The organism is Pseudomonas mohnii, from assembly GCF_900105115.1.
Classification (GTDB): Bacteria; Pseudomonadota; Gammaproteobacteria; order Pseudomonadales; family Pseudomonadaceae; genus Aquipseudomonas; species Aquipseudomonas mohnii.
Genome location: NZ_FNRV01000001.1, coordinates 189,285 through 213,138, shown reverse-complemented (window position 1 = coordinate 213,138; position 23,854 = coordinate 189,285). Strand labels below are relative to the sequence as shown.

The 23,854-nt window shown below is 59.1% G+C and carries 21 protein-coding genes; 17 read left to right on the top strand and 4 right to left on the bottom strand.

Going from position 1 to position 23,854, the window contains the following annotated elements; translation table 11 throughout:
* Positions 1-91: 91 nt before the first annotated feature.
* The 3 genes from BLV61_RS00895 to BLV61_RS00885 are packed head-to-tail and all read right to left on the bottom strand — an operon-like array spanning position 92 to position 4,079.
* Positions 92-2,347, bottom strand: coding sequence for a xanthine dehydrogenase family protein molybdopterin-binding subunit (locus BLV61_RS00895; protein WP_090461848.1), 2,256 nt, complete (start codon positions 2,345-2,347; stop codon positions 92-94).
* A complete protein-coding gene (locus BLV61_RS00890; protein WP_047529190.1) occupies positions 2,344-2,808 on the bottom strand; it encodes a (2Fe-2S)-binding protein in 465 nt (154 codons plus the stop codon). The genes BLV61_RS00895 and BLV61_RS00890 overlap by 4 nt, the downstream gene beginning before the upstream one ends.
* Before the next feature lie 5 nt (positions 2,809-2,813).
* Entirely contained in the window at positions 2,814-4,079 is a 1,266-nt protein-coding gene (locus tag BLV61_RS00885) for a cytochrome c (RefSeq protein ID WP_090461845.1), read from the bottom strand.
* A gap of 285 nt (positions 4,080-4,364) precedes the next feature.
* Between BLV61_RS00885 and BLV61_RS00880 the strand changes: the two genes are divergently transcribed.
* The 4 genes from BLV61_RS00880 (at position 4,365) to BLV61_RS00865 (ending at position 8,367) form a co-directional block, all read left to right on the top strand.
* Complete coding sequence (locus BLV61_RS00880; protein WP_047529186.1) at positions 4,365-5,009, top strand: DsbA family oxidoreductase; 645 nt, start codon at positions 4,365-4,367, stop codon at positions 5,007-5,009.
* A 37-nt stretch (positions 5,010-5,046) separates the two neighbouring features.
* Positions 5,047-6,159 carry an alkene reductase gene (locus BLV61_RS00875; protein ID WP_090461844.1) on the top strand — a complete coding sequence of 371 codons (1,113 nt, stop codon included), beginning with the start codon at positions 5,047-5,049 and terminating at the stop codon, positions 6,157-6,159.
* Positions 6,160-6,212: 53 nt separating this feature from the next.
* The gene (locus BLV61_RS00870; RefSeq protein ID WP_090461842.1) at positions 6,213-7,355 is read left to right on the top strand and encodes an FAD binding domain-containing protein; all 1,143 of its coding nucleotides are present in this window, start codon (positions 6,213-6,215) and stop codon (positions 7,353-7,355) included.
* A 112-nt stretch (positions 7,356-7,467) separates the two neighbouring features.
* Positions 7,468-8,367, top strand: coding sequence for a LysR family transcriptional regulator (locus BLV61_RS00865; protein ID WP_047529180.1), 900 nt, complete (start codon positions 7,468-7,470; stop codon positions 8,365-8,367).
* Positions 8,368-8,465: 98 nt separating this feature from the next.
* On the opposite strand, the gene BLV61_RS00860 is transcribed toward BLV61_RS00865, so the two are convergent.
* Entirely contained in the window at positions 8,466-10,373 is a 1,908-nt protein-coding gene (locus BLV61_RS00860; RefSeq protein ID WP_047529179.1) for a sigma 54-interacting transcriptional regulator, read from the bottom strand.
* Between the two features lie 243 nt (positions 10,374-10,616).
* Here BLV61_RS00860 and BLV61_RS00855 point away from each other — a divergent pair, with 243 nt between their 5' ends.
* The 13 genes from BLV61_RS00855 to BLV61_RS00795 all read left to right on the top strand — a co-directional run bounded on the left by BLV61_RS00855 (position 10,617) and on the right by BLV61_RS00795 (position 23,785).
* Positions 10,617-11,099, top strand: coding sequence for an MSMEG_0572/Sll0783 family nitrogen starvation response protein (locus BLV61_RS00855; RefSeq protein ID WP_047529177.1), 483 nt, complete (start codon positions 10,617-10,619; stop codon positions 11,097-11,099).
* A 138-nt stretch (positions 11,100-11,237) separates the two neighbouring features.
* Entirely contained in the window at positions 11,238-12,215 is a 978-nt protein-coding gene (locus tag BLV61_RS00850) for a Nit6803 family nitrilase (protein WP_047529175.1), read from the top strand.
* The gene (locus tag BLV61_RS00845) at positions 12,202-13,284 is read left to right on the top strand and encodes an MSMEG_0568 family radical SAM protein (RefSeq protein ID WP_090461840.1); all 1,083 of its coding nucleotides are present in this window, start codon (positions 12,202-12,204) and stop codon (positions 13,282-13,284) included. The genes BLV61_RS00850 and BLV61_RS00845 overlap by 14 nt, the downstream gene beginning before the upstream one ends.
* A gap of 14 nt (positions 13,285-13,298) precedes the next feature.
* Positions 13,299-13,859 carry an MSMEG_0567/Sll0786 family nitrogen starvation N-acetyltransferase gene (locus BLV61_RS00840; RefSeq protein WP_090461837.1) on the top strand — a complete coding sequence of 187 codons (561 nt, stop codon included), beginning with the start codon at positions 13,299-13,301 and terminating at the stop codon, positions 13,857-13,859.
* Positions 13,852-14,880, top strand: a complete 1,029-nt coding sequence (locus BLV61_RS00835) for a sll0787 family AIR synthase-like protein (protein WP_090461835.1) — start codon at positions 13,852-13,854, stop codon at positions 14,878-14,880. Before BLV61_RS00840 ends, BLV61_RS00835 begins: the two co-directional genes overlap by 8 nt.
* A gap of 1 nt (position 14,881) precedes the next feature.
* The gene (locus tag BLV61_RS00830; protein ID WP_090461833.1) at positions 14,882-15,217 is read left to right on the top strand and encodes an MSMEG_0570 family nitrogen starvation response protein; all 336 of its coding nucleotides are present in this window, start codon (positions 14,882-14,884) and stop codon (positions 15,215-15,217) included.
* 52 nt (positions 15,218-15,269) lie between these two features.
* Complete coding sequence (locus tag BLV61_RS00825) at positions 15,270-16,571, top strand: MSMEG_0569 family flavin-dependent oxidoreductase (RefSeq protein WP_090461831.1); 1,302 nt, start codon at positions 15,270-15,272, stop codon at positions 16,569-16,571.
* 386 nt (positions 16,572-16,957) lie between these two features.
* The gene (locus BLV61_RS00820) at positions 16,958-18,607 is read left to right on the top strand and encodes a flavin-containing monooxygenase (protein WP_090461829.1); all 1,650 of its coding nucleotides are present in this window, start codon (positions 16,958-16,960) and stop codon (positions 18,605-18,607) included.
* Positions 18,608-18,690: 83 nt separating this feature from the next.
* A complete protein-coding gene (locus tag BLV61_RS00815) occupies positions 18,691-19,740 on the top strand; it encodes an alpha/beta fold hydrolase (RefSeq protein ID WP_090461827.1) in 1,050 nt (349 codons plus the stop codon).
* A gap of 83 nt (positions 19,741-19,823) precedes the next feature.
* Complete coding sequence (locus BLV61_RS00810; RefSeq protein WP_244159760.1) at positions 19,824-20,798, top strand: transporter; 975 nt, start codon at positions 19,824-19,826, stop codon at positions 20,796-20,798.
* A gap of 84 nt (positions 20,799-20,882) precedes the next feature.
* On the top strand, positions 20,883-22,004 hold the full coding sequence (locus BLV61_RS00805; RefSeq protein ID WP_090461822.1) for a Re/Si-specific NAD(P)(+) transhydrogenase subunit alpha: 1,122 nt from the start codon (positions 20,883-20,885) through the stop codon (positions 22,002-22,004).
* Between the two features lie 15 nt (positions 22,005-22,019).
* Positions 22,020-22,343, top strand: coding sequence for an NAD(P) transhydrogenase subunit alpha part 2 (locus BLV61_RS00800; RefSeq protein ID WP_003187010.1), 324 nt, complete (start codon positions 22,020-22,022; stop codon positions 22,341-22,343).
* The gene (locus BLV61_RS00795) at positions 22,343-23,785 is read left to right on the top strand and encodes an NAD(P)(+) transhydrogenase (Re/Si-specific) subunit beta (protein ID WP_090461820.1); all 1,443 of its coding nucleotides are present in this window, start codon (positions 22,343-22,345) and stop codon (positions 23,783-23,785) included. Before BLV61_RS00800 ends, BLV61_RS00795 begins: the two co-directional genes overlap by 1 nt.
* Positions 23,786-23,854: the final 69 nt, after the last annotated feature.

The window sequence follows — 23,854 nt, the reverse complement described above, 5'->3', positions numbered from 1 at the left end:
GAATGGGGTAGGGCGGTGCGGGTGATCCTCCACCGCCCTTTTTTTTATCCCAGGTGTGCGATAGCCGACCGATTCAGCCCGTCAGGATCGCTCATGATCCCAACGCTTCCTGCCAGCCACGTCGAGCCAGTGGCAGATCGAGCAAACGCTTGCCGGTGGCATCCCGAATGGCGTTACCCAGCGCTGCGGCCATGGGGCCCTGGACGATTTCCGCGGCACCGAGAAATGGCTGGTCCGGCTGATCGATCATGTGGACCTCGATCTGTTTGGGCACCTCGGAAAAACGCATGATCGGATAGCCGCTCCAATCGAAGCTATGCAGGCCACTGGCGTCATAGAGAATTCGTTCATAGAGCGTCCAGCTGGCGGACTGCACGATGCCACCCTGAACCTGATTGAGCAGCCCGTCAGGGCTGACAATTTGCCCCACATCGACGGCGGTCACCACCCGATCAATCGTCACTTGCCCGGTCTGGCGCTGCACATGCAACTGCACGGCAATGGCGCAGTAACCCATGATGTTTTTATAGCGGGCGAAGGCGAAGCCGATTCCGCTGCCGGGGCCTGTGGCTTTTTGGGGCCAGTTGAACGCACTGGCCACCCGATCCACCACCGCCAGTGCTCGCGGATCGCTCAAGTGATTCCGGCGAAATTGCACCGGATCCACAGCTGCCCGCGACGCCAGTTCATCCACCGTGCTTTCGATGGCGAACACATTGATATGGGCACCCAGCGAACGCATGGCCGAGGTCCTGAAGGGCATGGTCAGCACAAAATTCAGATCAACCTGCAGGTTGGGTATCTCATACAACGGAACCGCGTTACGGTCGCCGTCGCCCTCGGGTTGGGCGATAGGGACCGAAGGCGCAGGGGTGAAGGGTTTGGCCAATAGCCACGCCGGCAGCAGGCGCCCGGCATTGACGATGCGTTCGTTGTGCGGGGTACTCCAGAGTTCGTATTTCCAGTCACGAAGACGCCCGCTGTCGTCCAGTCCCGCTTCCACTTCAGCCAGCATTGCCGAGCTGTAGGGCTCCCAGAGATTTTCCTGTTCGCGCATCCATTGCACCCGTACGGGTTTGCCAGGCAGGGCCATGGCGATCAACGCGGCATCGGCGGCGGCGTCATCGGCGCCGTTGTGGCCATAGCAACCTGAGCCTTCAGCATGGATGCAGCGTACCTGCTGCACGGGCAGACCCAGCATCTCGGCGATGCCCATGCGCAGAGGATAAACACCCTGGGTGTGGGTCCAGACGGTCAGCATCCCCTCCTTGAACCAAGCCACCGCGCAAGACGGCCCGATGGAACCGTGCATCAGGTATTGCCTGGTCACCCGTGCCTTGTACCCAGGGGATTCGGGTTGGGTGAGGTGACCCTTGGCGCTCACCGGGTAGCGTCGCGCCGGCAACTCGGTGAGCAGTTGATGGATATGTGTCGAGTCAGGTAGTGGATTTCCTTCGGTCCAGCGGGCAGTTGCGTAGCCCTCGCGCATCGCTTTGACCGCCAGCCACTCATCGGTGGCGACCACGGCGAGGTAACTGCCGTTACGGACCAGCTTCACCACACCGGGGAGTTTGTTGAGGGCCGCCTCGTCTATGTCCAGTAGCTGACTGCCGCGCCGGGGTGGACGTATTACGCGGGCATGCAACATATCGGGCAGGCGCATGTCCTGCACATAGGCCGCACCGCCGCTGACCTTGGCCGGGATGTCCAGCCTGGGCAATGATGTGCCGATCAGGGTGAAACTGCTGGCTGGCTTGAAGGGGGAACTCGCGGAGGCGAAGCGATGCAATTGAACCCCGTTCACCGCTTGTATGTAGGTCATGCTGCGGCCTTGCCCATCGTGGATCACCGCGTCCCGCGTGCTCAGGCTGTCGGTATTGCATTGCCATTGGCGAGCCGCGGATTCGAGTAACAACTGGCGCACCTGGGCCGCCGCGTTGAACAGCGCAGTGCCGCTGTCGACGATCGTATGGCTGCCGGCGGTGTAGCCCTCATTGGGTGTCAGGGCAGTATCGGCGGTGAGAAAACGGATGAGACCCGGTGACACTTCCAGGCGTTCCGCGGCGATCTGCAGGAGCGCGGTCTTGACGCCAGTGCCCAGCTCCACTTTGCCGGTGTAGACGGTAATGCCATCTTTCGCGTCAATGCGGATCCAGGCGTCCAGATAGGGCGTGGCCCGCAAACTGCCTGGCAGATCAGGCGCCAGGATTTCCGTACCCAGGGTGTCCACTTCGGTGTCGGCGAAGGCACGCGGGATACTCGGGAGCATGGCGAACCCCATCACCAATGCACCGTTTATCACGAAGGCGCGGCGGCTCAGATCGACGTTTTGCCTTGAGGACTTCATACCTTGTCTCCCTGCGCGATGACCGACTTGATAGCGGCGAGGATCCGTACATGAGTGCCGCAGCGGCACAGGTTGGGCGCCATGTGGCGACGAATCGTGTCATCGTCCGGATGAGGGTTTGCCTCCAACAGCGCCTGCGCCCGTACGATCATCCCCGCGATGCAATAACCACACTGGGCTGCCTGCTCGTCGATAAAGGCTTTCTGCAACGGTCCCGGTTTGTCGGCACTGCCCAGGCTCTCCACGGTGCGCACGGACTTGCCCGCCAGTGCGCCGCAGGGCGTCAGGCATGAAAATACCGGTTTATCGTTCACTAAAACCGTGCAAGCGCCGCACTGACCCAGACCGCAGCCGTATTTCGCGCCATTGAGCCCTACCTGGTTGCGCAGGGCATACAGCAGCGGCATGTCTTGCGGGATGTCCAGTTCATGCGTCTTGCCGTTGATGTCGAGTGTGATCACGGTGGCTACTCCTGAGTCCGAATGCTCTTGATTGTCTTGTCGAGATCCGTCCAGGGCCTGGTCGGGCAGCTCTCGTTGCGCAAGTACTCGGCGATGGCGGCGAGGTGGATGTCATCCAGACTGTCTGCGAAGGCCGGCATGTAGTGGCTGGCAGCGGCAGTGGACATCGGGATGCCCTGCAAAATGGTCTGGATCAGATTACGTGGCGAGTCCGCCCTGACGGCGCTGGTGTTGACCAGCGCGGGCCTCGAATCAAGGGTGCGCATGGGGGCGGCGGAGCTGTGGCAACTTGCGCAGGCACCCTCGAACAGCGCCGCACCGGGCAGCGTCTTGGCAGTGGGATTGGCCGCTGGCGGGCAGGGCGGTGACGTGGCGTCCGACGAGGTTTTTTTGAGGTCGAGGATATAGCGGGCGATGGCCTGGGCATCTTCCACCGGCAATTGCGCGATGCTCAGGCTGACCGGCAACATCGGGCCCGCCGCCGCGCCGTGATCTTCGGCGACCTTGCCCGTCAGATAGGCGACCAACTGGGCTTCATTCCAGGGGTGTTGCGCGTCGGCCATCCCGCGCAGGGAGGGGGCCGTCCAGCCGTCGACGACACCGCCGTTGAACAGCTCGCTGCTCTTTTCGCCGCCAATCAGATTCAGCGGCGAATGACAGGACGAACAGTGTCCCGCGCCTTCGACCAGATAGCGTCCGCGGTTCCATTGCGCAGACCGGTCGGGAATCGGTTCCAGCGGGTCGCCATGCAGGAACAGCAAGTTCCAGAACGACACCAGCGCACGGAAGTTCATGGGGAAAACCATATGGTTTTCAGGTGCGGTGTATTTGACCGGGTCCACGCTCATCAGGAAGGCGTAGGCATCCGCGATATCGGCACCACTCAACTTTCGGTAATGCACGTAGGGGAAGGCCGGGTAGAGGAAGTGACCGTCGCGGGCGATGCCTTCACGCATGGCTCGTTCAAAGGCCGGCAGCGACCACTTGCCGATACCGGTTTCCGGGTCCGGGGTGATGTTGGTGGTGAAGAGTGTTCCGAAGGGCGTGATCAATGGCAAGCCGCCCGCCATGTAATCGCCCCCGGGCCGCGTGTGGCAGACCGCGCAGTCGCCCGCTTCGACAATGCGCCGGCCTCTGTCCAGGGTTTCCTTTCCGGCACTCTGCGGCGGGCTGACAGCAGCGATTTCCGGCCTCCACATCATCCAGAACGCGAACCCTATTCCCACCACGCCGAGCGCCACAACGGCACCGATGATCGTCTTGCGCTTCATCGCCTTACCTCTCGAACTGAGTAAACGACAGATTTTTCAATCCGCCGCGTGCGATTGGCGTACGGCGATTTCTGCTCGGTGAGCTTAGACAGGGCGCTGGTGATCGTGTAGCCCATCAAGACGCAACGCTACGTTGCGCCGTGCGCAACGGCAGCCATGGGCCGACGCGCCGATCACCTCAGCGTTGCGTTTTGCGAAAAGCAACGTTGCGCGGCAGGTGGATATTCCGGAGGGCGCTGGAGGCTTACCTTGGGGGTGTGAAAACATTCAACCACGGAGACCATCATGAGTTTGCATTCATCAACCATTCAGGTGACTTACGACTTCATCTGCCCATGGTGCTGGATCGGTGAGGAAAACCTCGAGCGCGCACTGGCCGCGTCGGGTTTTCCAACTGACCACCCCATTCATTTCCTGCCTTACCAATTGAACCCGGACATGCCTGTTCGAGGCATGGATCGCAAGGCCTATCGCTCTGGCAAATTCGGCAGTTGGGCGCGCAGCCAGGCCATGGACGCGCAGGTCACCCACGCCGGTAAAGCCGTCGGCCTCGGGTTCCATTATGAGCGCGTCGAAACAACCCCCAACACCCTGGCCGCGCATCGCTTGGTATGGCGCGAGCAACAGGCGGGTAAAGACGCTGCATGCCTGGTCAAGGCCATTTTCAAGGCGTACTTCGGCGAGGGGCGGGATATCGGCGACCTCAATGTGTTAGCCGATATCGCTGGCGAAACAGGACTGGACCGCAAGGTCATTGTCGACTTTCTCAACACCGATGAAGGCACGACTGAAGTCTTGAAGCTCGAAGCGCAAAGCAAGGCGTCCGGTGTGCGTTCGGTGCCGACCATTGAGATCGCGGATGACGTGATCAGTGGCGCACAACCCAGCGAAATCATGATCCAGATACTGAAACAAAACCAGGCCGCTTGAGCCGCTTGTTCAATCCCGATCCCTACAGGAAATTATCATGTCCCAGCACTTGTTCAGCCCCATCAAACTCGGTCAACTCAACCTTGATCACCGTGTCGCCATGGCCCCTTTGACTCGCTCGCGGGCAGGGCAGCCCGGCAACGTGCCGACATCGATGAACGTCGAGTACTACCGTCAGCGCGCCAGTGCCGCGTTGATCATCACCGAGGCCACTCAGATTTCGCAGCAGGGTCAGGGTTACGCCTGGACGCCGGGCATCCATAGCGACGAGCAGATTCACGGCTGGAAAGCGGTCAGCGACGCCGTGCATGCGGAGGGCGGGCGCATTTTCCTGCAGCTTTGGCATGTGGGGAGGGTGTCACACCCCGTGTTTCAACCGAACGGCGGCTTGCCGGTCGCGCCGACCGCACAGCCGGTCCCCGGCAAGACCTTCATCCTCAATGAGCAGGGCGAGGGGGTGTGGGGTGATGTTCCAGTCCCTCAGGAACTGGACATCTCGGGGATCGAGGCGATCGTTTCTGATTTCCGCAAGGCCGCGCGCAATGCGCTTCTGGCCGGTATGGACGGCGTGGAAATCCACGCGGGCAATGGCTACTTGCTGGACCAATTCATCAACAGTGCCAGCAATCAGCGTAGCGATCGCTACGGTGGAAGTATTGAAAACCGTGCACGGCTGCTGCTCGAAGTGGTTCAAGCGGTGACCGAAGAAGTCGGGGCCGAACGCGTTGCCGTGCGCCTGACACCGATGGGGCGATTCATGGGAATGGGCGATGACACCCCGGAACAGACCTTTGGCTACATTGCTTCCCGGCTCAATCAATGGAATCTCGCCTACCTGCACCTCGTGGAACCAATGATGGTCGGCACGGTGCTCGATGAAAGTAATGATCCACGCTGGGACGCCATCATCAAACAGCTGCGTGCTGACTTCCACGGCGTTCTGATGCTGGCGGGGGGGTACACCGCAGAGACCGCTGAACGCGCCATCGCGCAAGGGCGTGCCGACGTCATCGCGTTCGGTCGCCCGTTCATTGCCAACCCCGACTTGCCGGCTCGCCTGCGCGGGCGTACCGAACTCAACCCGGCGGACGGCAACAGCTTTTTTGGCGGCGACGCCAAGGGCTATATCGACTATCCGGCGCTGGCATAACGCAGCTCAAAACCGGTTGGTTCGGGAATCACCACTACGCAAGGAGAAAGGTAATGAAGAATCCGGATAGTCCGAAAGCCCTGGTCATCGGTGGTTCTCTGGGCGGCCTGTTTGCCGCCACAGCGTTGCGGGCAATTGGCTGGCAAGTCGATGTTTTCGAGCGCTCCCCCGCGGCAATGGATAGCCGTGGCGGAGGCATTGTTCTGCAAGCGGATGTCCTGCAGCATTTTCGCTATGCAGGCATCCAACATACCCATGCGCTGGGTGTCCGCTCCCATGATCGCCTGTATCTGGATCGAGCCGGTAGCGTCTTGCATAAAGAACCGATGCCGCAAACACAGACGTCCTGGAACACCGTGTACAACGCATTGTTTTCGGCATTTCCCGCCGAGCACTATCACCGTGGCAAGACGCTGGTGGATCTGGCTCAGGACGAGCACCGGGTGACGGCGATGTTCGCCGATGGCAGTCGTGCCGAGGCAGACCTGCTGGTGGGGGCCGATGGGGCGGGTTCATCCGTGCGGAGCAGGGTGTTGCCCGGGGCGCAACCTGGCTATTCGGGCTATGTGGTTTGGCGTGGGCTTGTTGATGAAGACCGACTTGCAGACTTCGCCAAGACGCAGCTTTACGAGGACTTTGTCTTTCAACAGGACCCTGGATCGCTGATGCTCGAATACATGGTGCCGGGCTTGAACGGCTCCATTGAGCCTGGCGAGCGTCGGTTCAACTGGCTATGGTATTTGAAAGCCGCGCAAGGGCCGGAACTGGACGCCGTGCTCACTGATCGCGACGGCCAGCGGCGTAACCACTCCATTCCACCGGGGGCTTTGGCGGCGGAGCAGGAGGCTTATCTGCGGGAAATGGGCGAGCGATATGCAAATCCGGCTTTTCGCGAACTGATACGCCAGACCCAGGACATTTTTGTCCAGGCGATCCTTGATCTCGACGTTCCACAAATGGTGTTCGGACGTGTGCTGTTGACCGGCGATGCCGCTTTTGTACCGCGGCCCCATACCGCCGGAAGCACGGCCAAGGCGGCCCGCAATGCACTGTTCCTGGCGCAGGCCATCGACGACAATGGCGATCTCGACAAAGCCCTGCAGACCTGGCAAAGACAGCAACTTGCAGAAGGCAAGCGCATGAGGGACTGGGGAGTGTACATGGGCAATCGGATCATGGGCATCACGCCATCCTGATTCAGCGGCTCGTATCGGGTTTAATCCACCTGGTTAAGCACATCCATGCAAGACGTGAAACGCCTGGTCATGCACAGTCGTTACCTTACCTTTTCGATCCTGGACTCCGCTTATGGATAAGTTGCTGGCGCTCAAAATGTTTGTCGAAACCGTACGCTGTGGGGGGTATTCGTCTGCGGCGCGCAAGCTTGGCATCTCCACTTCGTCTGTGACCCGGCAGGTAGCGGGGCTGGAGAGTGAGTTGGGCGCCAGCTTGCTCAATCGCACCACGCGCAACACGAGCGTCACGGTGGCAGGGCAGCACTATTTCGATAAAGCCGTGGCGATCCTCGAGGCCATCGACGAGGCCGATGCCGTCGTGACCGACCGTGGCAGCGAAGCCCAGGGACGCTTACGGGCCAGCGTCCCGGTGGAGTTCGGCCGACGCATCATCGCGCCGCATCTGGGACGACTGCTGGATCGTCATCCTGGCCTGGAGATCAGCCTCGCGCTGAGCGACGAGGTCAGTGACCTGCTCAGCGAGCAAATAGATGTGTCCGTGCGCCTGGGTTCATCGGTCGTCAGTGAAGACATCGTCAGCAAGCGCCTGGGCGATTTCCAGCGTTGGGTAGTGGCGAGCCCCGATTACCTGACGCGTACCGGACTGCCCCGACACCCCCATGATCTGCTGGAGCACCAATGCCTGCGTTTTGATTACCGCACAGGCCACCACAATTGGACATTCCAGGGTGATGAGGAAATCATTCGCTTGAATGTGCAGGGAAGGCTGCAAAGCAACAACGCCGACATTCTGCGTGAGGCGGCGTTGGCCGGGGGCGGGGTGACGCTATTGGCCGACTGGTTGGTGCGTGACGATGTCAGCGCAGGTCGCCTGACGCGTGTGCTGGAGCAGTACGAGGTCAACCCTGGCAGTGCCAGCAGTTGTATCAATGCGCTGTACCTGCCCAATCATCGTGGTTCCAGTCGCATTAATGTGTTCATTGAATTTCTGCAGGAAATCCTCGCCCCCTGAGCATGTGCCGTGCATTTGACTACCCGGCCTGTGCGACATTGCCCAAGGCGGTTCAGGCAGGGTAGATATTCATCATGAGGCCGGCAGGGCGGCGATGATCAATCGCCCACTTTGATGTCCAGCCGCTTGAACCTCGATGCCAGCGTCGTGGGCTTGAGCCCCAGCCGTTCAGCAGCACCGCCCTTGCCGAACAGCTTTCCATCCGCGGCCTTCAGTGCTGCTTGCATGTTGTTGCGTTCAAGCTCGCGAATCTGGGCGTCAGTCATGATCACGGACAAGGGGGGAGGTTGTGGCGTGGCGTTGAGGCTGGCTTTAGGTTCGTCGGGCAAATCCAGGTTCAGGTCCGCGCCGATCGAGGTGATCAACGCACGCTCGATGACGTTTTGCAACTCGCGAATATTGCCTGGCCATGAGTAGCGTTGCAGGCGTTCGATGTCGCTGTTGCGCAATCGCCTGCCAGGCATGTTCAAGCGTTTGCCGGTCTGCTTGAGGAAGTGTGCGGCCAGGGCGCCGATGTCCATCGATCGATCACGCAATGGCGGCGACTTGATCGGGAATACGTTCAGGCGAAAGTACAGGTCTTCGCGAAAGTGCCTGGCCTCGACTTCCTGACGCAGATCGCGGTTGGTCGCGGCAATGATCCTGACATCGACCTTGCGCGTGCGTTCTTCACCGACGCGCTCGAACTGACCTTCCTGCAACACTCGCAGTAGCTTGCTTTGCAGCTCCAGGGGAATTTCGCCGATTTCGTCGAGGAACAGCGTGCCTCCGTCAGCCAGCTCAAAGCGCCCGACGCGATCACGCACCGCCCCGGTAAACGCGCCCCGGATGTGCCCGAAAAACTCGCTCTCGAACAATTCCGCAGGGATCGCCGCGCAATTGACCCGAATCAGCGGATGGGCATTGCGGCGACTGGCCTGGTGGATGGCGCGGGCAATCAGCTCCTTGCCCGTTCCCGATTCACCGTTGATCAACACGCTGGCATCGGTCGGGGCGACCACGTCGATCTGCCGGATGATTTTTTTGATCGGCTCGCTCTGGCCGACGATTTCGCGGAAGTTGTGCTCGATGTGAATCTCTTCCTGCAAGTAAGCGTTCTGCTCTTCGAGACGCTCCTTGAGTACCTTGAGTTCATCCAGGGCACTTTGCAGCTGGTTTTCCGTGCTGCGCCGCTCGGTGATGTCGCGGAACACCACCACCGCACCGACGATACGGCCCTCGGAAATCACCGGAGTGCTGGTGAATTCCACCGGAAACGAACTGCCATCCCGGCGCCAGAACACTTCCTGACGACCCTCATGAATCACACCATCGTGCACCGCCTTATAGATCGGGCACTGTTCGACCGGGTAATGACTGCCATCGGCATGGGTGTGGTGGTGAATGCGGTGGATGTTCTTGCCGATCATGTCCTGGGTTTCCCAACCCAGCATCCGCGCACAGGCGGGGTTGACGAAGGTGGCCAGGCCCTCGCTGTTGATGCTGTAGATGCCGTCGCCCACGGAACTGAGCAGCAGTTGGTTGTCGCGTTCATTTTCCTGGAACAGGTTAAGGATGTTGCGCCACTCGATCAGCCCGCCGCGCATGGTGCGCTCGGTCTGGGCCTGGTCGCGCTGGTACTTCTCCTGACTGCGTTCACGCAGCACCAAAATGAGGTGTTGTACGCCCTTGATTTGTAGGGTGGTGGCGGAGATTTCCAGTTCGATGCGTTCGCCGCTTTTGCAGTTGCAACTCAGTTCATCTGTCCAGCCGCGGCCTTTGTCCATCACTGCCTGGGTGAAGACGATCAGGTCCGCCAGTTGATGCCCGAACAGCTTGCTCACCGGTAGCTCCAGCAGTTCCTGGCGGGGATAGCCGAGCAACTTGCAGGCGGCGATGTTCAGGTCGCCCAACCGGTCGGAAAACGGATTGAGCAGCGCGATGGCTTCGGCGCAATGTTCAAACACCATATGCCGTGACGAATACGCCAGGTCGGCCCAACCGCTGAGAGAGTCTGCTTCAGTCATGACTACGAAATCTCGTGTTTTGCCACTACGAATACTCGTATTTCTACGGGAATGCGTGGTTCGGCGAAAGCATCAGATGCGAAATCAAACACCGGATCAGTTCAGTATTTACATAAAAATCAATGGGATAAGTCGTTACGAAAAAGGTTTTATTTTTCTGGCACGGCGTTCGCTCTATCTCCTGCAACCCGGCAGCCAATACAGGCTGACGTCAAAGCACGAAGAAAACTGGAGAGCGACACTATGCCAAGCGTGGACATCCCCCATTACAAAGACGGCGACTTCCTGGTCAATTACGAAGAAAAAGTCTTCGAGGACATCAAAGCCGAGCCTGGTGAGAAAGTGCTGATCACCTTTCACACCATCGCTTTCGAGGGCTCCATTGGCCTGGTCAATATGCTTCAAGCCAAGCGCCTGCTGCGCAAAGGCTTCGAAACCAAAATCCTGCTGTATGGACCCGGCGTGCAGTTGGGCGTGCAACGCGGCTTCCCGACCTTGGGCGCCGAAGCATTTCCCGGCCACCTGGCGGTGAACAAGCAGTTGATGCAGTTCATGGAGGAGGGCGGTGAGGTTTACGCCTGCCGCTTCGCCCTGCAAGCGCTGTACGGCCAGACCGAAAAAGCCCTGATCGAAGGCATCCGCCCGATCAACCCACTGGACGTCATGGACCTGCGCCTGCTGATGCGCCGTGAAGGCGCGATGATCATCGATACCTGGACCGCCTGACGCACAAAAAACCTTGTGGGAGCGAGCTTGCTCGCGATCGGTGTAACTGATGCACCGCGTCACCCGAATCGCAGGCAAGCCAGCTCCCACAGGACCGCTGTTGATCTTCCGAACACTACTGACTTCAGGACCCCCATCATGGCCATCATTCGCGCAGCCGCCGTTCAGATCAGCCCAGTGCTTTACAGCCGCGAAGGCACCGTGGACAAGGTCTGCCAACAGATCATCGCCCTCGGTCGACAAGGCGTGCAGTTCGCCGTGTTCCCGGAGACGGTGGTGCCGTACTACCCATACTTTTCGTTTGTGCAGCCGGCGTTCGCCATGGGTGCACAACACCTCAAATTGCTCGATCAATCCGTCACGGTCCCATCCGCCGCGACCCTGGCCATTGGCGAGGCCTGCAAGCAAGCAGGGATGGTGGTTTCCATCGGCGTCAATGAGCGCGACGGCGGCACGATCTACAACGCGCAGTTACTCTTCGATGCCGACGGCAGCCTGATTCAGCATCGGCGCAAAATCACCCCGACCTACCACGAGCGCATGGTCTGGGGGCAGGGTGATGGTTCGGGTCTGCGCGCCATCGACAGCGCCGTGGGGCGCATCGGTTCGCTGGCATGCTGGGAGCATTACAACCCGCTGGCCCGTTACGCCTTGATGGCGGACGGCGAGCAGATTCACGCGGCGATGTTTCCCGGCTCACTGGTGGGCGACATCTTTGCCGAGCAGATCGAAGTCACCCTCCGCCATCACGCCCTGGAGTCCGGGTGCTTCGTGGTCAATGCCACCGCGTGGCTGGATGCCGATCAGCAGGGCCAGATCATGCAGGACACCGGTTGTGGGCTCGGCCCGATCTCCGGTGGCTGCTTCACGGCCGTCGTGTCGCCCGAAGGCAAATTGCTCGGCGAGCCGCTGCGTGGCGGCGAAGGCGTGGTCATTGCCGATCTCGACCTGGCCTTGATCGACAAGCGCAAACGCATGATGGATTCGGTCGGGCATTACAGCCGTCCGGAACTGCTCAGCCTGTTGATCGACCGCACGCCGACGGCCCATGTCCATGAGCGCGGTACGCACTTCGCGGCGCTGGCCACCGAGGAGTTCGATCATGCGAGCCAATGAATTGCTGGCCGAGTTGCAATGCCATGGCGTGCGTTGGCCGGCGGCACAAAACGGTTTGTCCCGACAAGGCGGCGCGGGGCCGTCGGACCACAAGGCGCTGAGTTTTGGCAGTCGGACCATGATGGTGCCGATCCTCAATCAGGCTTCACAGGATTCGCCCTACCAGGCGCAGCCCAACGCCGATGGCAGTCAGGCGCTGATCTTCCGGGAAGGCTTGCAGGTGGGGCAGGTGCAAATGCCCGGTGTGCCGAAGTTCTACGGTTTGAGCACCGCCGATGGCATTCCCTATTGGAAAATCGCCACGCTGCACAGCAGCGATGTCCTCGCGACCACGGTGTTGCAGCATTGCATTCGTTTCAATGATCGCGGCAGTTCCTGCCAGTTCTGCGCCATCGGCCAATCGCTGGCGGCGGGCAAAACCATTGCCCGAAAACGCCCGCAGCAACTGGCGGAAGTGGCAAAGGCCGCGGTGGAACTCGATGGCGTCAAGCACATGGTGATGACCACTGGCACACCACAAACGCCGGACCGTGGCGCGGCGATTTTGTGTGAATCGGCCGCCGCCGTTACAGCCGCTGTCGATTTGCCGATTCAGGCGCAATGCGAGCCGCCGGACGATGATCGCTGGTTCCAGCGCCTGGCCGACAGCGGAGTGGTGTCACTGGGTATCCATCTGGAAGCCGTCACCGATGAAGTGCGCCACCGGATCATGCCGGGCAAGGCCGAAGTGCCGCTGAGCCGCTATTTCGAAGCCTTCAGCGCAGCGGTCGAGGTCTTCGGTCGGGGCCAGGTCAGCACCTACATCCTGGCCGGCCTGGGCGACAGCGAAGCCGCCATCAGCGAGATGAGCGAACGTTTATGCGCGTTGGGTGTGTATCCGTTCGTGGTGCCGTTCGTGCCCATCGACGGCACGCCATTGGCCCATCACCCAAAACCGGAGAGCGCGATGATGGCCCGGCTTTATCCGCAGATCGGCGCCAGCTTGCGCCGCCACGGATTGCACTCCGATCAGATCAACGCCGGTTGCGCCAAATGCGGCGCGTGCTCGGCCCTGAAAAGCTACGAATAAGCCGGAGAATCCCTATGTCGAATTCCGCCTTTGCCCTGGTCGACAGTACCTTCGAGCCGTTCCGCGCGGGCGAGTTATGGGTCAAGCCCGCCAGCGAACACTGGGAGAAACAAGCCTATTTTGCCCTGCGTCGGTCGGTATTTTCCGATGAGCAACAACTGCTGGTGCAGGACAAGGACAGCCATGATTTTCAGGCGATTGCCATTGTCGCCCTGGCCGGCAATTGCGGAATCGCCGATCAGGTGGTGGGCGCGGTGCGCATCTACCAGCCGGAGCCAGGCCTATGGTTTGGTGGGCGTCTATGCGTGGCGGCGGCGTATCGTCGCCACAGCATGATCGGCAAGGCGTTGGTCAACGAAGCCGTGTCGCGGGCCAAGGAACTGGGCTGCGAAGTGTTTCGCGCTACGGTGCAGGCGCAGAACGAAGTCTATTTCCATGGCCTGCGCTGGCAAACCCTGGAAAAGCTGGAGTTGCTCGGCCAGCCGCATTGCTTGATGCAAGCGGATTTGCCGAGCTACCCGCTGATGCCGCGCCAGGTCTCATTGCGTGCGCTGAAGGTGGCTCGCCATGACTGACGCTCTTGATCTGGCGGCGCTGATCGACACCTTGCGGACCACCCCAGCCATGCGCTCCAAACAGGCGATTCAGCAGCCTGCCGCCGTGGTGGGTCGCGCAACACAAGCGCTGACCCGCGAGCAGCTTTACGCCTTGCCTGGCGACGACACAGCAGCGATTGCCTGTGGCGATCAGTTTCAGCTGCTGGCCATCGAAGGCATGTTGCCGGCCTTTGTCGAGGCTGCGCCGTGGTTTGCAGGATGGTCAGCGGTCATGGCCAATGTCAGTGACATTACGGCCATGGGCGGTCGTGCCACGGCGGTGGTCAACGCCTACTGGCATCACGACAAAGACGCCGCGCAGCAGATTCTGGCGGGCATCCGTGCAGCCTGTGAAGCCTATGGCTTGCTGTTGGCCGGTGGGCACACCAGCCTCGACGCGAACCATCCCGCCGCGCTGGCCGTGGCGATCACAGGGACTGCGCAAACACTGCTGTCGACCTTGCATGTCGCTCCCGGCCAAGTCATCGCCATGGCGGTGGACCTTGAAGGCGCCTGGCACGCTGACAGCACCTATTGGAAAGCCTTCGAAGGCGTACCGGCCGAGCGTCTGCGCAGCAAGATCCACGTATTGCCGCGCCTTGCCGATGCCCGACTGTTGCTCGCGGCCAAAGACATCAGCAACGCCGGGATTCTCGGCAGCCTGTTGATGCTGCTGGAAACCACCGGCTGCGGCGCAACCATCGATCTGGCTGCACTGCCGTGTCCGCCGGATGCCGACCTCGCACGCTGGCTCCAGGTGTTTCCCAGCTACGGCTTCCTGATGACGCTCGACGAGCGTGACTGGCCGCAAGTCCAGACAGCCTTCGCATTCGAAGGGATTCCCTGTGAGCGTATCGGTCAAGTGAACTCAAGCGGCGCATTGACCGTCCGGCACGGACAACAGCGTGGTGAATTCTGGAACCTTCGTGAGCAGGCCTTTACCGGATTCAGTTACCCCCATCTCGACCTCACCCCTTTAAACCTGAAACAGGAGCACTGACATGCCCGCCGTCAATTTCAGAATCCGCTGGCCCAATGGGCGCGAAACCACCGGCTATTCACCCTCGACCGTGATTTTCCAATACCTGGAAGAGGGCGCCAGCTACCCGTTGCCGGAGTTTCTACAGCGCATCGAACAGGCCTTGAACAACGCCTCGGAGCGGGTGAAGGAGGTCAAGGGGTTCTATTGCAGCTCGGCCATGGACACCTTGAGTTCATTGAAGGGACAGGCCAGTGATTTTCAAGCGCCTGCCCACGAAGAAGGGCAGGTGGACATTCTCAGCATGCGGACCGAAGGCGCCGGTCAGGTGATCGGCGCAGGCTGGAGTTCGTTCTGATTCATTGAATTTCCCCTTGATGCTTATCGTCACCCATGACAGGAGCAACGTTATGACCAGCCATCTCACCTCAATCAAAACCTCACATTACAGTGTGATCATCGTTGGCGGTGGCCAGGCCGGGTTGTCCGCCAGCCATTACCTGCAACAGGAAGGGATCGACCATCTGGTGCTGGAAAAGCACAGCGTGACCCATACCTGGCGCAATCAGCGTTGGGACGCTTTCAGTCTGGTCACGCCTAACTGGCAATGCGCCTTGCCGGGCTATACCTATGTCGATGATTTCAAGGGCGCCGACCCTCACGGTTTCATGAAAAAGGACGAGATAAACCAATACCTCGCTGGCTTCGTCAAATCGGTGAACGCGCCGGTTCAGGAGGGCGTTACCGTGCAGCGTGTGGTCCCGCGCACACTGGGTGGTTTCGAGGTGCATACCTCGAACGGCGAGTTCACGGCTGATCAAGTGATCGTCGCGTCCGGCGGCTATCACACGCCAATCATTCCGCGCCTGGCCGAGCGTTTGCCGGCCGGTGTTCATCAACTGCATTCAGAGCAATACCGTAACCCCGGGGCATTGCCTGTCGGCAACGTACTGGTGGTCGGCTCCGGGCAGTCGGGGGCACAGATTGCTGAAGACCTGCATCTGGCAGGACGCAAAGTCTTTCTTGCAGTGGGTGACGCACCGCGTTGCGCGCGTTTCTATCGAGGCAAGGACGTGGTCGACTGGCTGGCGGAAATGGGCTACTACGAGATCGGCGTCGACACCCATCCGCTGCGTGAGGGCGTGCGCGACAACACCAACCATTACGTCACGGGACGCGACGGCGGGCGCGATATCGACCTGCGTAAATTCGCCCTGGAGGGCATGGAGTTGTACGGTCGTCTTGAAGGGTTGCAGGGTACGCGCATGCAATTCGCCCCTAACCTGGAGGAGAGCCTGGACAACGCCGATGCGGTGTACAACCGCATCAACGGATCGATCGACAAGTACATCGAGGAACACGCAATCGACGCGCCGCCCGGTGAACGCTACGAGCCGAATTGGTCGCCCGAACAAGAGCGCAGCGAACTGGACCCTGAGGAGGCAGGCATCACCAGCATCATCTGGTGCATCGGCTTCAGTCCGGACTTTACCTGGGTCGAGGCTCCCGTCTTCAATGGCCGTGGCCACCCGGGACACCAACGCGGGGTCACGGCGCAGCCAGGTCTGTATTTCCTCGGATTGCCATGGTTGTACACCTGGGGGTCGGGGCGTTTTTCCGGCGTGGCAAAAGATGCGCAATACCTAGTGGACCGTATCAGGGCTTCACGCATAGAACCTTCGATTCAGACGAAACGGGCTATCGCAAGGTAGTCGTCAGAATCGGGGTGAACGATATCGTGTAGGCGCGAACTTCGTTGCTATCGGAAAAGTCGGTTCAAATAGGCTGGGCAAATAGTGCGGGCGTAGATACAAACGCACTTATCTTGTATAGCGAAAATACCGGAGGAGAGCTATCACGAGGCCGGTCACGCCTGGGAAAAGAGCAAAGCGACGATGAACCCGCTCATCGTTCGCGGCGTTCTCCAATCAATTTTGCGGGTCATACCGCCTGTCACTGCACCGGATTCTTCAAGCTATTCACCATTTCCTTCAAGAGTGACACTCGCCTTCATTGTTAACGTTTATCCGCGCCTTAACCATTGCCTGGCAGCAAGTAAGTAAAGGCAAATATAAACATAACAATATGAGGTTTCAAAATGAGTGCTCAATCTAAACTCACCTCTGCGTTTACCGGCGACGGTAAAGTCACATACCTGGACGCAATGGTGATTGGTGCTGGGGTTGCTGGCCTCTATCAGTTGTATCGACTTCGTGAAATGGGCTTGACGGTCCGCTCCTACGATACGGCTTCCGGTGTTGGCGGCACATGGTATTGGAATCGTTACCCCGGTGCGCGCTTTGACTCTCAGGCTGAAATTTATCAGTACTGGTTCTCCGAAGAACTCTACAAATCCTGGCAGCCAACCGAGCGATTCCCCGCGCAGCCCGAAACAGAGGAGTGGCTGAACTTCGTCGCGGATCGGCTGGACCTCAAGAAAGATATCCAGTTCAACACCCGTATCGCTTCCGCTCACTTCTGCGAGGAGAGTGGTCGCTGGATTGTGACAACCGAGGCGGGTGAAACGATCAATACGCAATACCTGATTTCTTGCTGCGGCATGCTGTCCGCGCCACTGTCCGACCGGTTCCCCGGCCAAACCGACTTCAAAGGCCAGATCTATCACACCGGCCTGTGGCCAAAAGACCCCGTGGACTTCAAGGGCAAGCGTGTGGCCGTGGTGGGCACTGGCGCCACGGGTATTCAGGTGATTCAGACCATCGCCCCGTCAGTGGGATCAATGAAGGTCTTCGTGCGCACCCCGCAGTATGTCATTCCGATGAGGAACCCCAAATACAGCAAAGAAGACTGGGAAAAGTGGGGCACACAATTCCATCAACTCAAGAAACGCGTGCGAGAAACCTTTGCAGGTTTCGACTACGACTTCGACGCCGGCCCCTGGGCCGAGAAGACCCCCGAAGAGCGACAAGCCGTGCTTGAACAACTCTGGGAAGATGGCTCGTTAGCCATGTGGCTGGCTTCTTTTCCCGAGATGTTCTTTGACGAGCAGGTCAACGAAGTCGTGTCGGAGTTCGTGCGTATCAAGATGCGTGAGCGTCTCCAGTCCAAGCCGGATCTTTGCAACCTGCTGATCCCCACCGACTATGGTTTCGGCACCCATCGCGTACCGCTCGAAAACAAGTACCTTGAAGTCTATCTGCAACCCAACGTCGAGGCGGTTGACTGCAAGCAGTCACCGATCGAGCGCATCGTGCCGGAGGGGATCCAGACCGCCGATGGAAAGATTCACGAGGTCGACATTATCGTGCTGGCCGTGGGCTTTGATGCCGGTTCCGGCGCGCTCAGCCGGATCGATATTCGCGGTCGCGACAGCCGGTCACTGAGGGAGCAGTGGAAACAAGAAATCCGCACATCCATGGGACTGCAGATCCACGGCTACCCCAACCTGTTCACAACAGGTGCACCGTTGGCACCGTCGGCTGCACTTTGCAACATGACCACCTGCCTGCAGCAGCAGGTGGACTGGATCACTGGATGTATTGAGTTTGCCGCCCGGCACGGTAAACAAGTCGTGGAAGCCTCCAAAGAGTTCGAGGACGACTGGGTACAGCATCACGACGAGACGGCGGCGAAGACCTTGGTCGTCAAAACCGACTCTTGGTACATGGGCTCCAACGTCGATGGAAAACCGCGCCGACTTGTATCCTATATTGGTGGCGTTGGTAATTATCATCGCCGATGCGACGAAATCGCCGCACAGGGTTACCCGGGCTTTGAAATGGCCTGAGGTCGAATGACTGCTCACTAGTTGCAGCTGTCACCACGACTCTCCATTTCGCCGTGACAGCTCGATAAACGAGGTAACCTGTAATGAACAATTATTACTCCCAAGAAAATCACGGTCCTTTTGAACTTATTAATATCGGGCCGCTCCAGCTTGAAGAAGGGTCATGTATTCCTGACTGCCGACTGGCAGTAGCAGTGCATGGCACCCTGAACGCCGACAAGAGTAACGCCATACTTGTTCCGACCTGGTACTCCGGCACGAGCAAGGCGATGGAGCAGATATACATTGGCGAGGGGCGAGCGCTGGACCCTTCGAAATACTGCATCATTGTTGTCAACCAGATCGGTAACGGCCTTTCCAGCTCTCCGAGTAACACGGGCGGATCGCTGGCAGGTCCTGGATTCCCGAATGTCAGGATTGGCGATGACGTCAGTGCCCAGCACACATTGCTGACCGAGTACTTTGGGATCGAGAGCCTGGCGTTAGTGGTGGGGGGGTCGATGGGGGCGCAGCAAACCTACGAGTGGGCCGTGCGCTATCCAGACTTTGTCAAACGCGCCGCAGCGATAGCGGGTACAGCGCGCAATAGCGAGCATGACTTCCTGTTTACCGAATTACTCATTGAAGCGATAACGACCGATCCGGCCTTCCGGGCGGGCTTATACAGCTTATCTTCAGAAGTACAGGCCGGACTCAAGCGGCATGCAAAACTGTGGGCATTGATGGGCTGGAGTACCGAATTCTTCCGCGCCGAGCGGCATAAGGCGCTGGGTTTCGAGTCGATGAAGATATTCGTCGACAGTTTCATGGCGAGCTACTTTGCGGCAATGGACCCTAACAACCTCCTGACCATGGCCTGGAAATGGCAGCGGGGAGATGTCAGTAGAAACACGGGCGGTGATCTTGCGACAGCCCTGGGTCAAATAAAAGCGAAAGTCTATGTAATGCCAATCTCGCACGACCAATTCTTTACCGTGGAGGATTGTTTGTCGGAGCAAAAAATGATCCCGAACAGCGAGTTCAGGCCCTTGAGTTCAATCGATGGTCACCTCGGACTGTTTGGCACCGATACTGAAATGCTCAATCAACTGGACGCCCATCTGGCAGAGCTGCTGTCATCCCCAACACATTGAAACACGCCTTCAAGAACAATAAATAAATGGCACAGGACTCCTGTGCCAAACCCAGAACAATTTTATAAAAAACAGGGTTGAAGATGAAAATAACAACAGCACATTTTTTGCGCGTGCCAAATACGCTCGAGCCGAGTTCTGACGCTAACGTTGATAGCCTCAGAAAAAACAACATAAACGTGCGAATTCGCCATGCGTTTCGGTTGATGATTTTAGTTTTCTGCCTTCAACTATCTATTGTGTGTCACGCATTGGATGTCGATCCTGGTGACTATACGCCAATGCCAGATGGCACAAAGCTTGGACTTGTTTATTTACAGCACGCCGAGCGCGACGATTATTACGTGCGGGGTAATCGTTTAAGCGATAAATATAACCTTCAGTCGGACGTCGCCATTCTGAGGGGGGTCAGCTATCAGGAGTTTGCAGGCCTGCTGACGAATATCCAACTTCTATTGCCTTTTGGCCACCTGTCGGCAGGTGGCGATATAAAAACCATGGGCAGCGAAACAGGAATGGGCGATCCCATTCTGGCCAATGCGATCTGGATCCACCAGGACCCTTCGGCAAACCGCGCATTGGGCATAACTCAATATCTGTTTTTGCCTTTGGGAGACTACAGCAAGAATAAAGAGCTGAATATTGGGGAAAACAGATGGAAGTATGTTTTGCAGGGTGGGTATATGCACGGCATCGGCAGCCACGTCATTCTGGATTTCGTCGCTGACGTTACTTTTTTCGGTGACAACGATAGTTACTCCCCCGACGATCTGACGATGAAACAGCGTCCACAGTACCAGATGCAAGGATTTGCCAGGTACAAACTCAGTGAGCGCGCGACCATTCATGTCGGTTATTCCCGGCTATGGGGAGGGGAGAGAGAAGTTGATGGAACTGATTTGAAAGATGAAAGCAGTCAAGAAAAAATAATGTTGGGAGGGTCTTATTTCGTCACTCCCAAAACACAACTGCTTGCGACATTGGGGCGTGACATTTCAGTTGATAATGGCTTCAAGGAAGAGTCTCGCCTTAATCTTCGATTGCTTTACGTATTCTAAACAACACCGTTCTTGATCATGGAAAGTCTGGAAGGGACTCCACACCACGCTCCGCTCTAACGTTATTATCCAGAGAGATTCGCCGTGCATATTGGTATAACTCGCGAAACACACGCTGGAGAGACCCGTGTGGCTGCTACGCCGGAAACGGTGAAAAAACTCGTTGGCCAAGGCCATAGAATCACCGTCCAAAGCGGCGCCGGCATTAAGGCCAGTGTTGTCGACAGTGCTTATGAAGCGGCAGGCGCGATCATTGGCAGCGCCAACGATGCGTTTGGTGCGGAGCTGATTCTTAAGGTGGTCGCGCCCAGCGACAGCGAGCTGGCGCTGATCAAGCGCGGCACCGTTGTGGTGGGCATGCTCAACCCGTTCAGCAATGAAACCATCGCCAAAATGGCTGAGTGCGGCATGACCGCGTTCGCGCTGGAGGCCGCACCGCGTACCTCCCGCGCCCAAAGCCTGGATGTGCTGTCCTCGCAAGCCAACATTGCCGGCTATAAAGCCGTGCTGCTGGCCGCTCATTACTATCCGCGCTTCATGCCGATGCTGATGACCGCTGCAGGTACCGTGAAGGCGGCGCGCGTGCTGATTCTCGGCGCCGGCGTGGCCGGGCTGCAGGCGATCGCCACGGCGAAACGTCTGGGTGCCGTGATCGAAGCGTCTGACGTGCGCCCTGCGGTAAAAGAGCAGATCGAATCCCTCGGCGCCAAGTTCGTCGACGTGCCCTACGAGACCGACGAAGAGCGTGAATGCGCCGTCGGTGTCGGCGGTTACGCGCGGCCCATGCCGGCCAGCTGGATGCAGCGCCAGGCGGTGGCCGTGCACGAGCGCGCCAAGCAGGCTGACATTGTCATCACCACCGCGCTGATTCCGGGCCGCAAGGCGCCGACGCTGTTGAGCGCCGAAACCGTGGCACAGATGAAACCGGGCTCGGTGGTCATCGACCTTGCCGCCGCCCAGGGCGGCAACTGCCCGCTGACCGTGGCCGATCAGGTGGTCGTCGAAAATGGCGTGACCATTGTCGGTCCGACCAACCTCGCCGGTGCGGTCGCGGCAGATGCTTCAGCGCTGTATGCCCGCAACTTGCTGGACTTCCTGAAACTGGTCTTCACCAAGGAAGGCCAGTTCGAGATCAACCTCGAAGACGACATCGTCGCCGCGTGCCTGATGTGCCGCGACGGCCAAGTCATCCGCAAAAACGCCTAAGCAGGGATTCAGACGATGGAAGAGCTTATCTCCCCCGGTATCTACAACCTGATCATCTTCGTGCTGGCGATTTATGTCGGTTATCACGTGGTCTGGAACGTTACACCTGCGCTGCACACGCCTTTGATGGCCGTGACCAACGCCATTTCGGCGATCGTGATCGTCGGCGCCATGCTGGCAGCGGCTTTGACCGTGACGCCACTGGGCAAGACCATGGGCACCCTCGCGGTCGCGCTGGCCGCGGTCAACGTATTCGGTGGCTTCCTGGTCACCCGCCGCATGCTTGAGATGTTCAAGAAAAAAGCCCCGAAAGCCGTAAAAGAAGAGGCGCCGAAGTAATGAGCATGAACCTCGTAACGACGCTCTACCTGATCGCGTCGATCTGCTTCATCCAGGCCCTCAAAGGCCTGTCGCACCCCACCACGTCGCGTCGCGGCAACCTGTTCGGCATGCTCGGCATGGCGCTGGCGATCCTCACCACCGTCGGCCTCATCTATAAGCTGGGCGCGCTCTCTTTTGGACAAGGCGGGGCGACAGCGGGCATTGGTTACGTGATTGTCGGCCTGCTGATCGGCGGCACGGCCGGTTCGATCATGGCCAAGCGCGTTGAAATGACCAAGATGCCGGAACTGGTCGCGTTCATGCACAGCATGATCGGTCTGGCCGCGGTGTTCATCGCCATTGCCGCCGTCGTCGAGCCGCAGTCCCTGGGCATCGTCAAGCACCTGGGTGATTCGATTCCGGCGGGTAACCGTCTGGAACTGTTCCTCGGCGCCGCCATCGGTGCCATCACGTTCTCCGGTTCGGTGATCGCGTTCGGCAAACTGTCCGGCAAGTACAAGTTCCGCCTGTTCCAGGGCGCACCGGTACAGTTCACCGGCCAGCACAAACTGAACCTGCTGTTGGGCCTGGCCACACTGGCGCTGGGCGTGACCTTCATGCTGACCGGCAACCTTAGCGCCTTCGCCTTGATGCTCGCCCTGGCGTTCGTCATGGGCGTGCTGATCATCATCCCGATCGGTGGCGCCGACATGCCGGTGGTGGTGTCGATGCTCAACAGCTACTCCGGCTGGGCGGCGGCGGGTATCGGCTTCTCGCTGAACAACTCGATGCTGATCATTGCCGGCTCCCTGGTGGGCTCGTCCGGTGCGATCCTCTCGTACATCATGTGCAAGGCGATGAATCGCTCCTTCTTTAATGTGTTGCTCGGCGGTTTCGGCAACACAGCCGACGCAGGCCCGGCAGGCGCCAAGGAAGCCCGTCCGGTGAAATCCGGCTCGGCTGACGACGCGACCTTCCTGCTGACCAACGCCGACACCGTGATCATCGTTCCGGGCTACGGCCTGGCGGTGGCCCGCGCCCAGCATGCGCTGAAGGAACTGACCGAGAAGCTGACCCACCGTGGCGTGACCGTGAAGTACGCGATCCACCCGGTGGCAGGGCGGATGCCTGGCCACATGAACGTATTGCTGGCCGAGGCCGAGGTGCCTTACGACCAGGTGTTCGAGATGGAAGACATCAACTCCGAGTTCGGTCAGGCCGACGTGGTCCTGGTGTTGGGCGCCAACGACGTGGTCAACCCGGCCGCGAAGAACGATCCGAAATCGCCGATTGCCGGCATGCCGATCCTCGAAGCGTTCAAGGCCAAGACCATCATCGTCAACAAACGCTCGATGGCCAGCGGCTATGCCGGCCTGGACAACGAACTGTTCTACCTGGACAAGACCATGATGGTGTTCGGCGACGCCAAGAAGGTCATCGAGGACATGGTGAAGGCCTGATATAAGTCGCTCCGCTGCGAGAACTACGTCTCGCAGCCCCTTTACGGCCACCCCCAGGCGGCCGTTTTT

Bases quoted from the DNA above. Each gene is read 5' to 3' on its own strand.
- BLV61_RS00885 (WP_090461845.1), bottom strand. From the start codon at position 4,079: ATGAAGCGCAAGACGATCATCGGTGCCGTTGTGGCGCTCGGCGTGGTG.
- BLV61_RS00795 (WP_090461820.1), top strand. From the start codon at position 22,343: ATGAGCATGAACCTCGTAACGACGCTCTACCTGATCGCGTCGATCTGC.
- BLV61_RS00860 (WP_047529179.1), bottom strand. From the start codon at position 10,373: ATGACTGAAGCAGACTCTCTCAGCGGTTGGGCCGACCTGGCGTATTCG.
- BLV61_RS00855 (WP_047529177.1), top strand. From the start codon at position 10,617: ATGCCAAGCGTGGACATCCCCCATTACAAAGACGGCGACTTCCTGGTC.
- BLV61_RS00865 (WP_047529180.1), top strand. From the start codon at position 7,468: ATGGATAAGTTGCTGGCGCTCAAAATGTTTGTCGAAACCGTACGCTGT.
- BLV61_RS00895 (WP_090461848.1), bottom strand. From the start codon at position 2,347: ATGAAGTCCTCAAGGCAAAACGTCGATCTGAGCCGCCGCGCCTTCGTG.
- BLV61_RS00840 (WP_090461837.1), top strand. From the start codon at position 13,299: ATGTCGAATTCCGCCTTTGCCCTGGTCGACAGTACCTTCGAGCCGTTC.
- BLV61_RS00870 (WP_090461842.1), top strand. From the start codon at position 6,213: ATGAAGAATCCGGATAGTCCGAAAGCCCTGGTCATCGGTGGTTCTCTG.
- BLV61_RS00815 (WP_090461827.1), top strand. From the start codon at position 18,691: ATGAACAATTATTACTCCCAAGAAAATCACGGTCCTTTTGAACTTATT.
- BLV61_RS00845 (WP_090461840.1), top strand. From the start codon at position 12,202: ATGCGAGCCAATGAATTGCTGGCCGAGTTGCAATGCCATGGCGTGCGT.
- BLV61_RS00825 (WP_090461831.1), top strand. From the start codon at position 15,270: ATGACCAGCCATCTCACCTCAATCAAAACCTCACATTACAGTGTGATC.
- BLV61_RS00810 (WP_244159760.1), top strand. From the start codon at position 19,824: ATGAAAATAACAACAGCACATTTTTTGCGCGTGCCAAATACGCTCGAG.
- BLV61_RS00880 (WP_047529186.1), top strand. From the start codon at position 4,365: ATGAGTTTGCATTCATCAACCATTCAGGTGACTTACGACTTCATCTGC.
- BLV61_RS00800 (WP_003187010.1), top strand. From the start codon at position 22,020: ATGGAAGAGCTTATCTCCCCCGGTATCTACAACCTGATCATCTTCGTG.
- BLV61_RS00835 (WP_090461835.1), top strand. From the start codon at position 13,852: ATGACTGACGCTCTTGATCTGGCGGCGCTGATCGACACCTTGCGGACC.
- BLV61_RS00830 (WP_090461833.1), top strand. From the start codon at position 14,882: ATGCCCGCCGTCAATTTCAGAATCCGCTGGCCCAATGGGCGCGAAACC.
- BLV61_RS00875 (WP_090461844.1), top strand. From the start codon at position 5,047: ATGTCCCAGCACTTGTTCAGCCCCATCAAACTCGGTCAACTCAACCTT.
- BLV61_RS00820 (WP_090461829.1), top strand. From the start codon at position 16,958: ATGAGTGCTCAATCTAAACTCACCTCTGCGTTTACCGGCGACGGTAAA.
- BLV61_RS00850 (WP_047529175.1), top strand. From the start codon at position 11,238: ATGGCCATCATTCGCGCAGCCGCCGTTCAGATCAGCCCAGTGCTTTAC.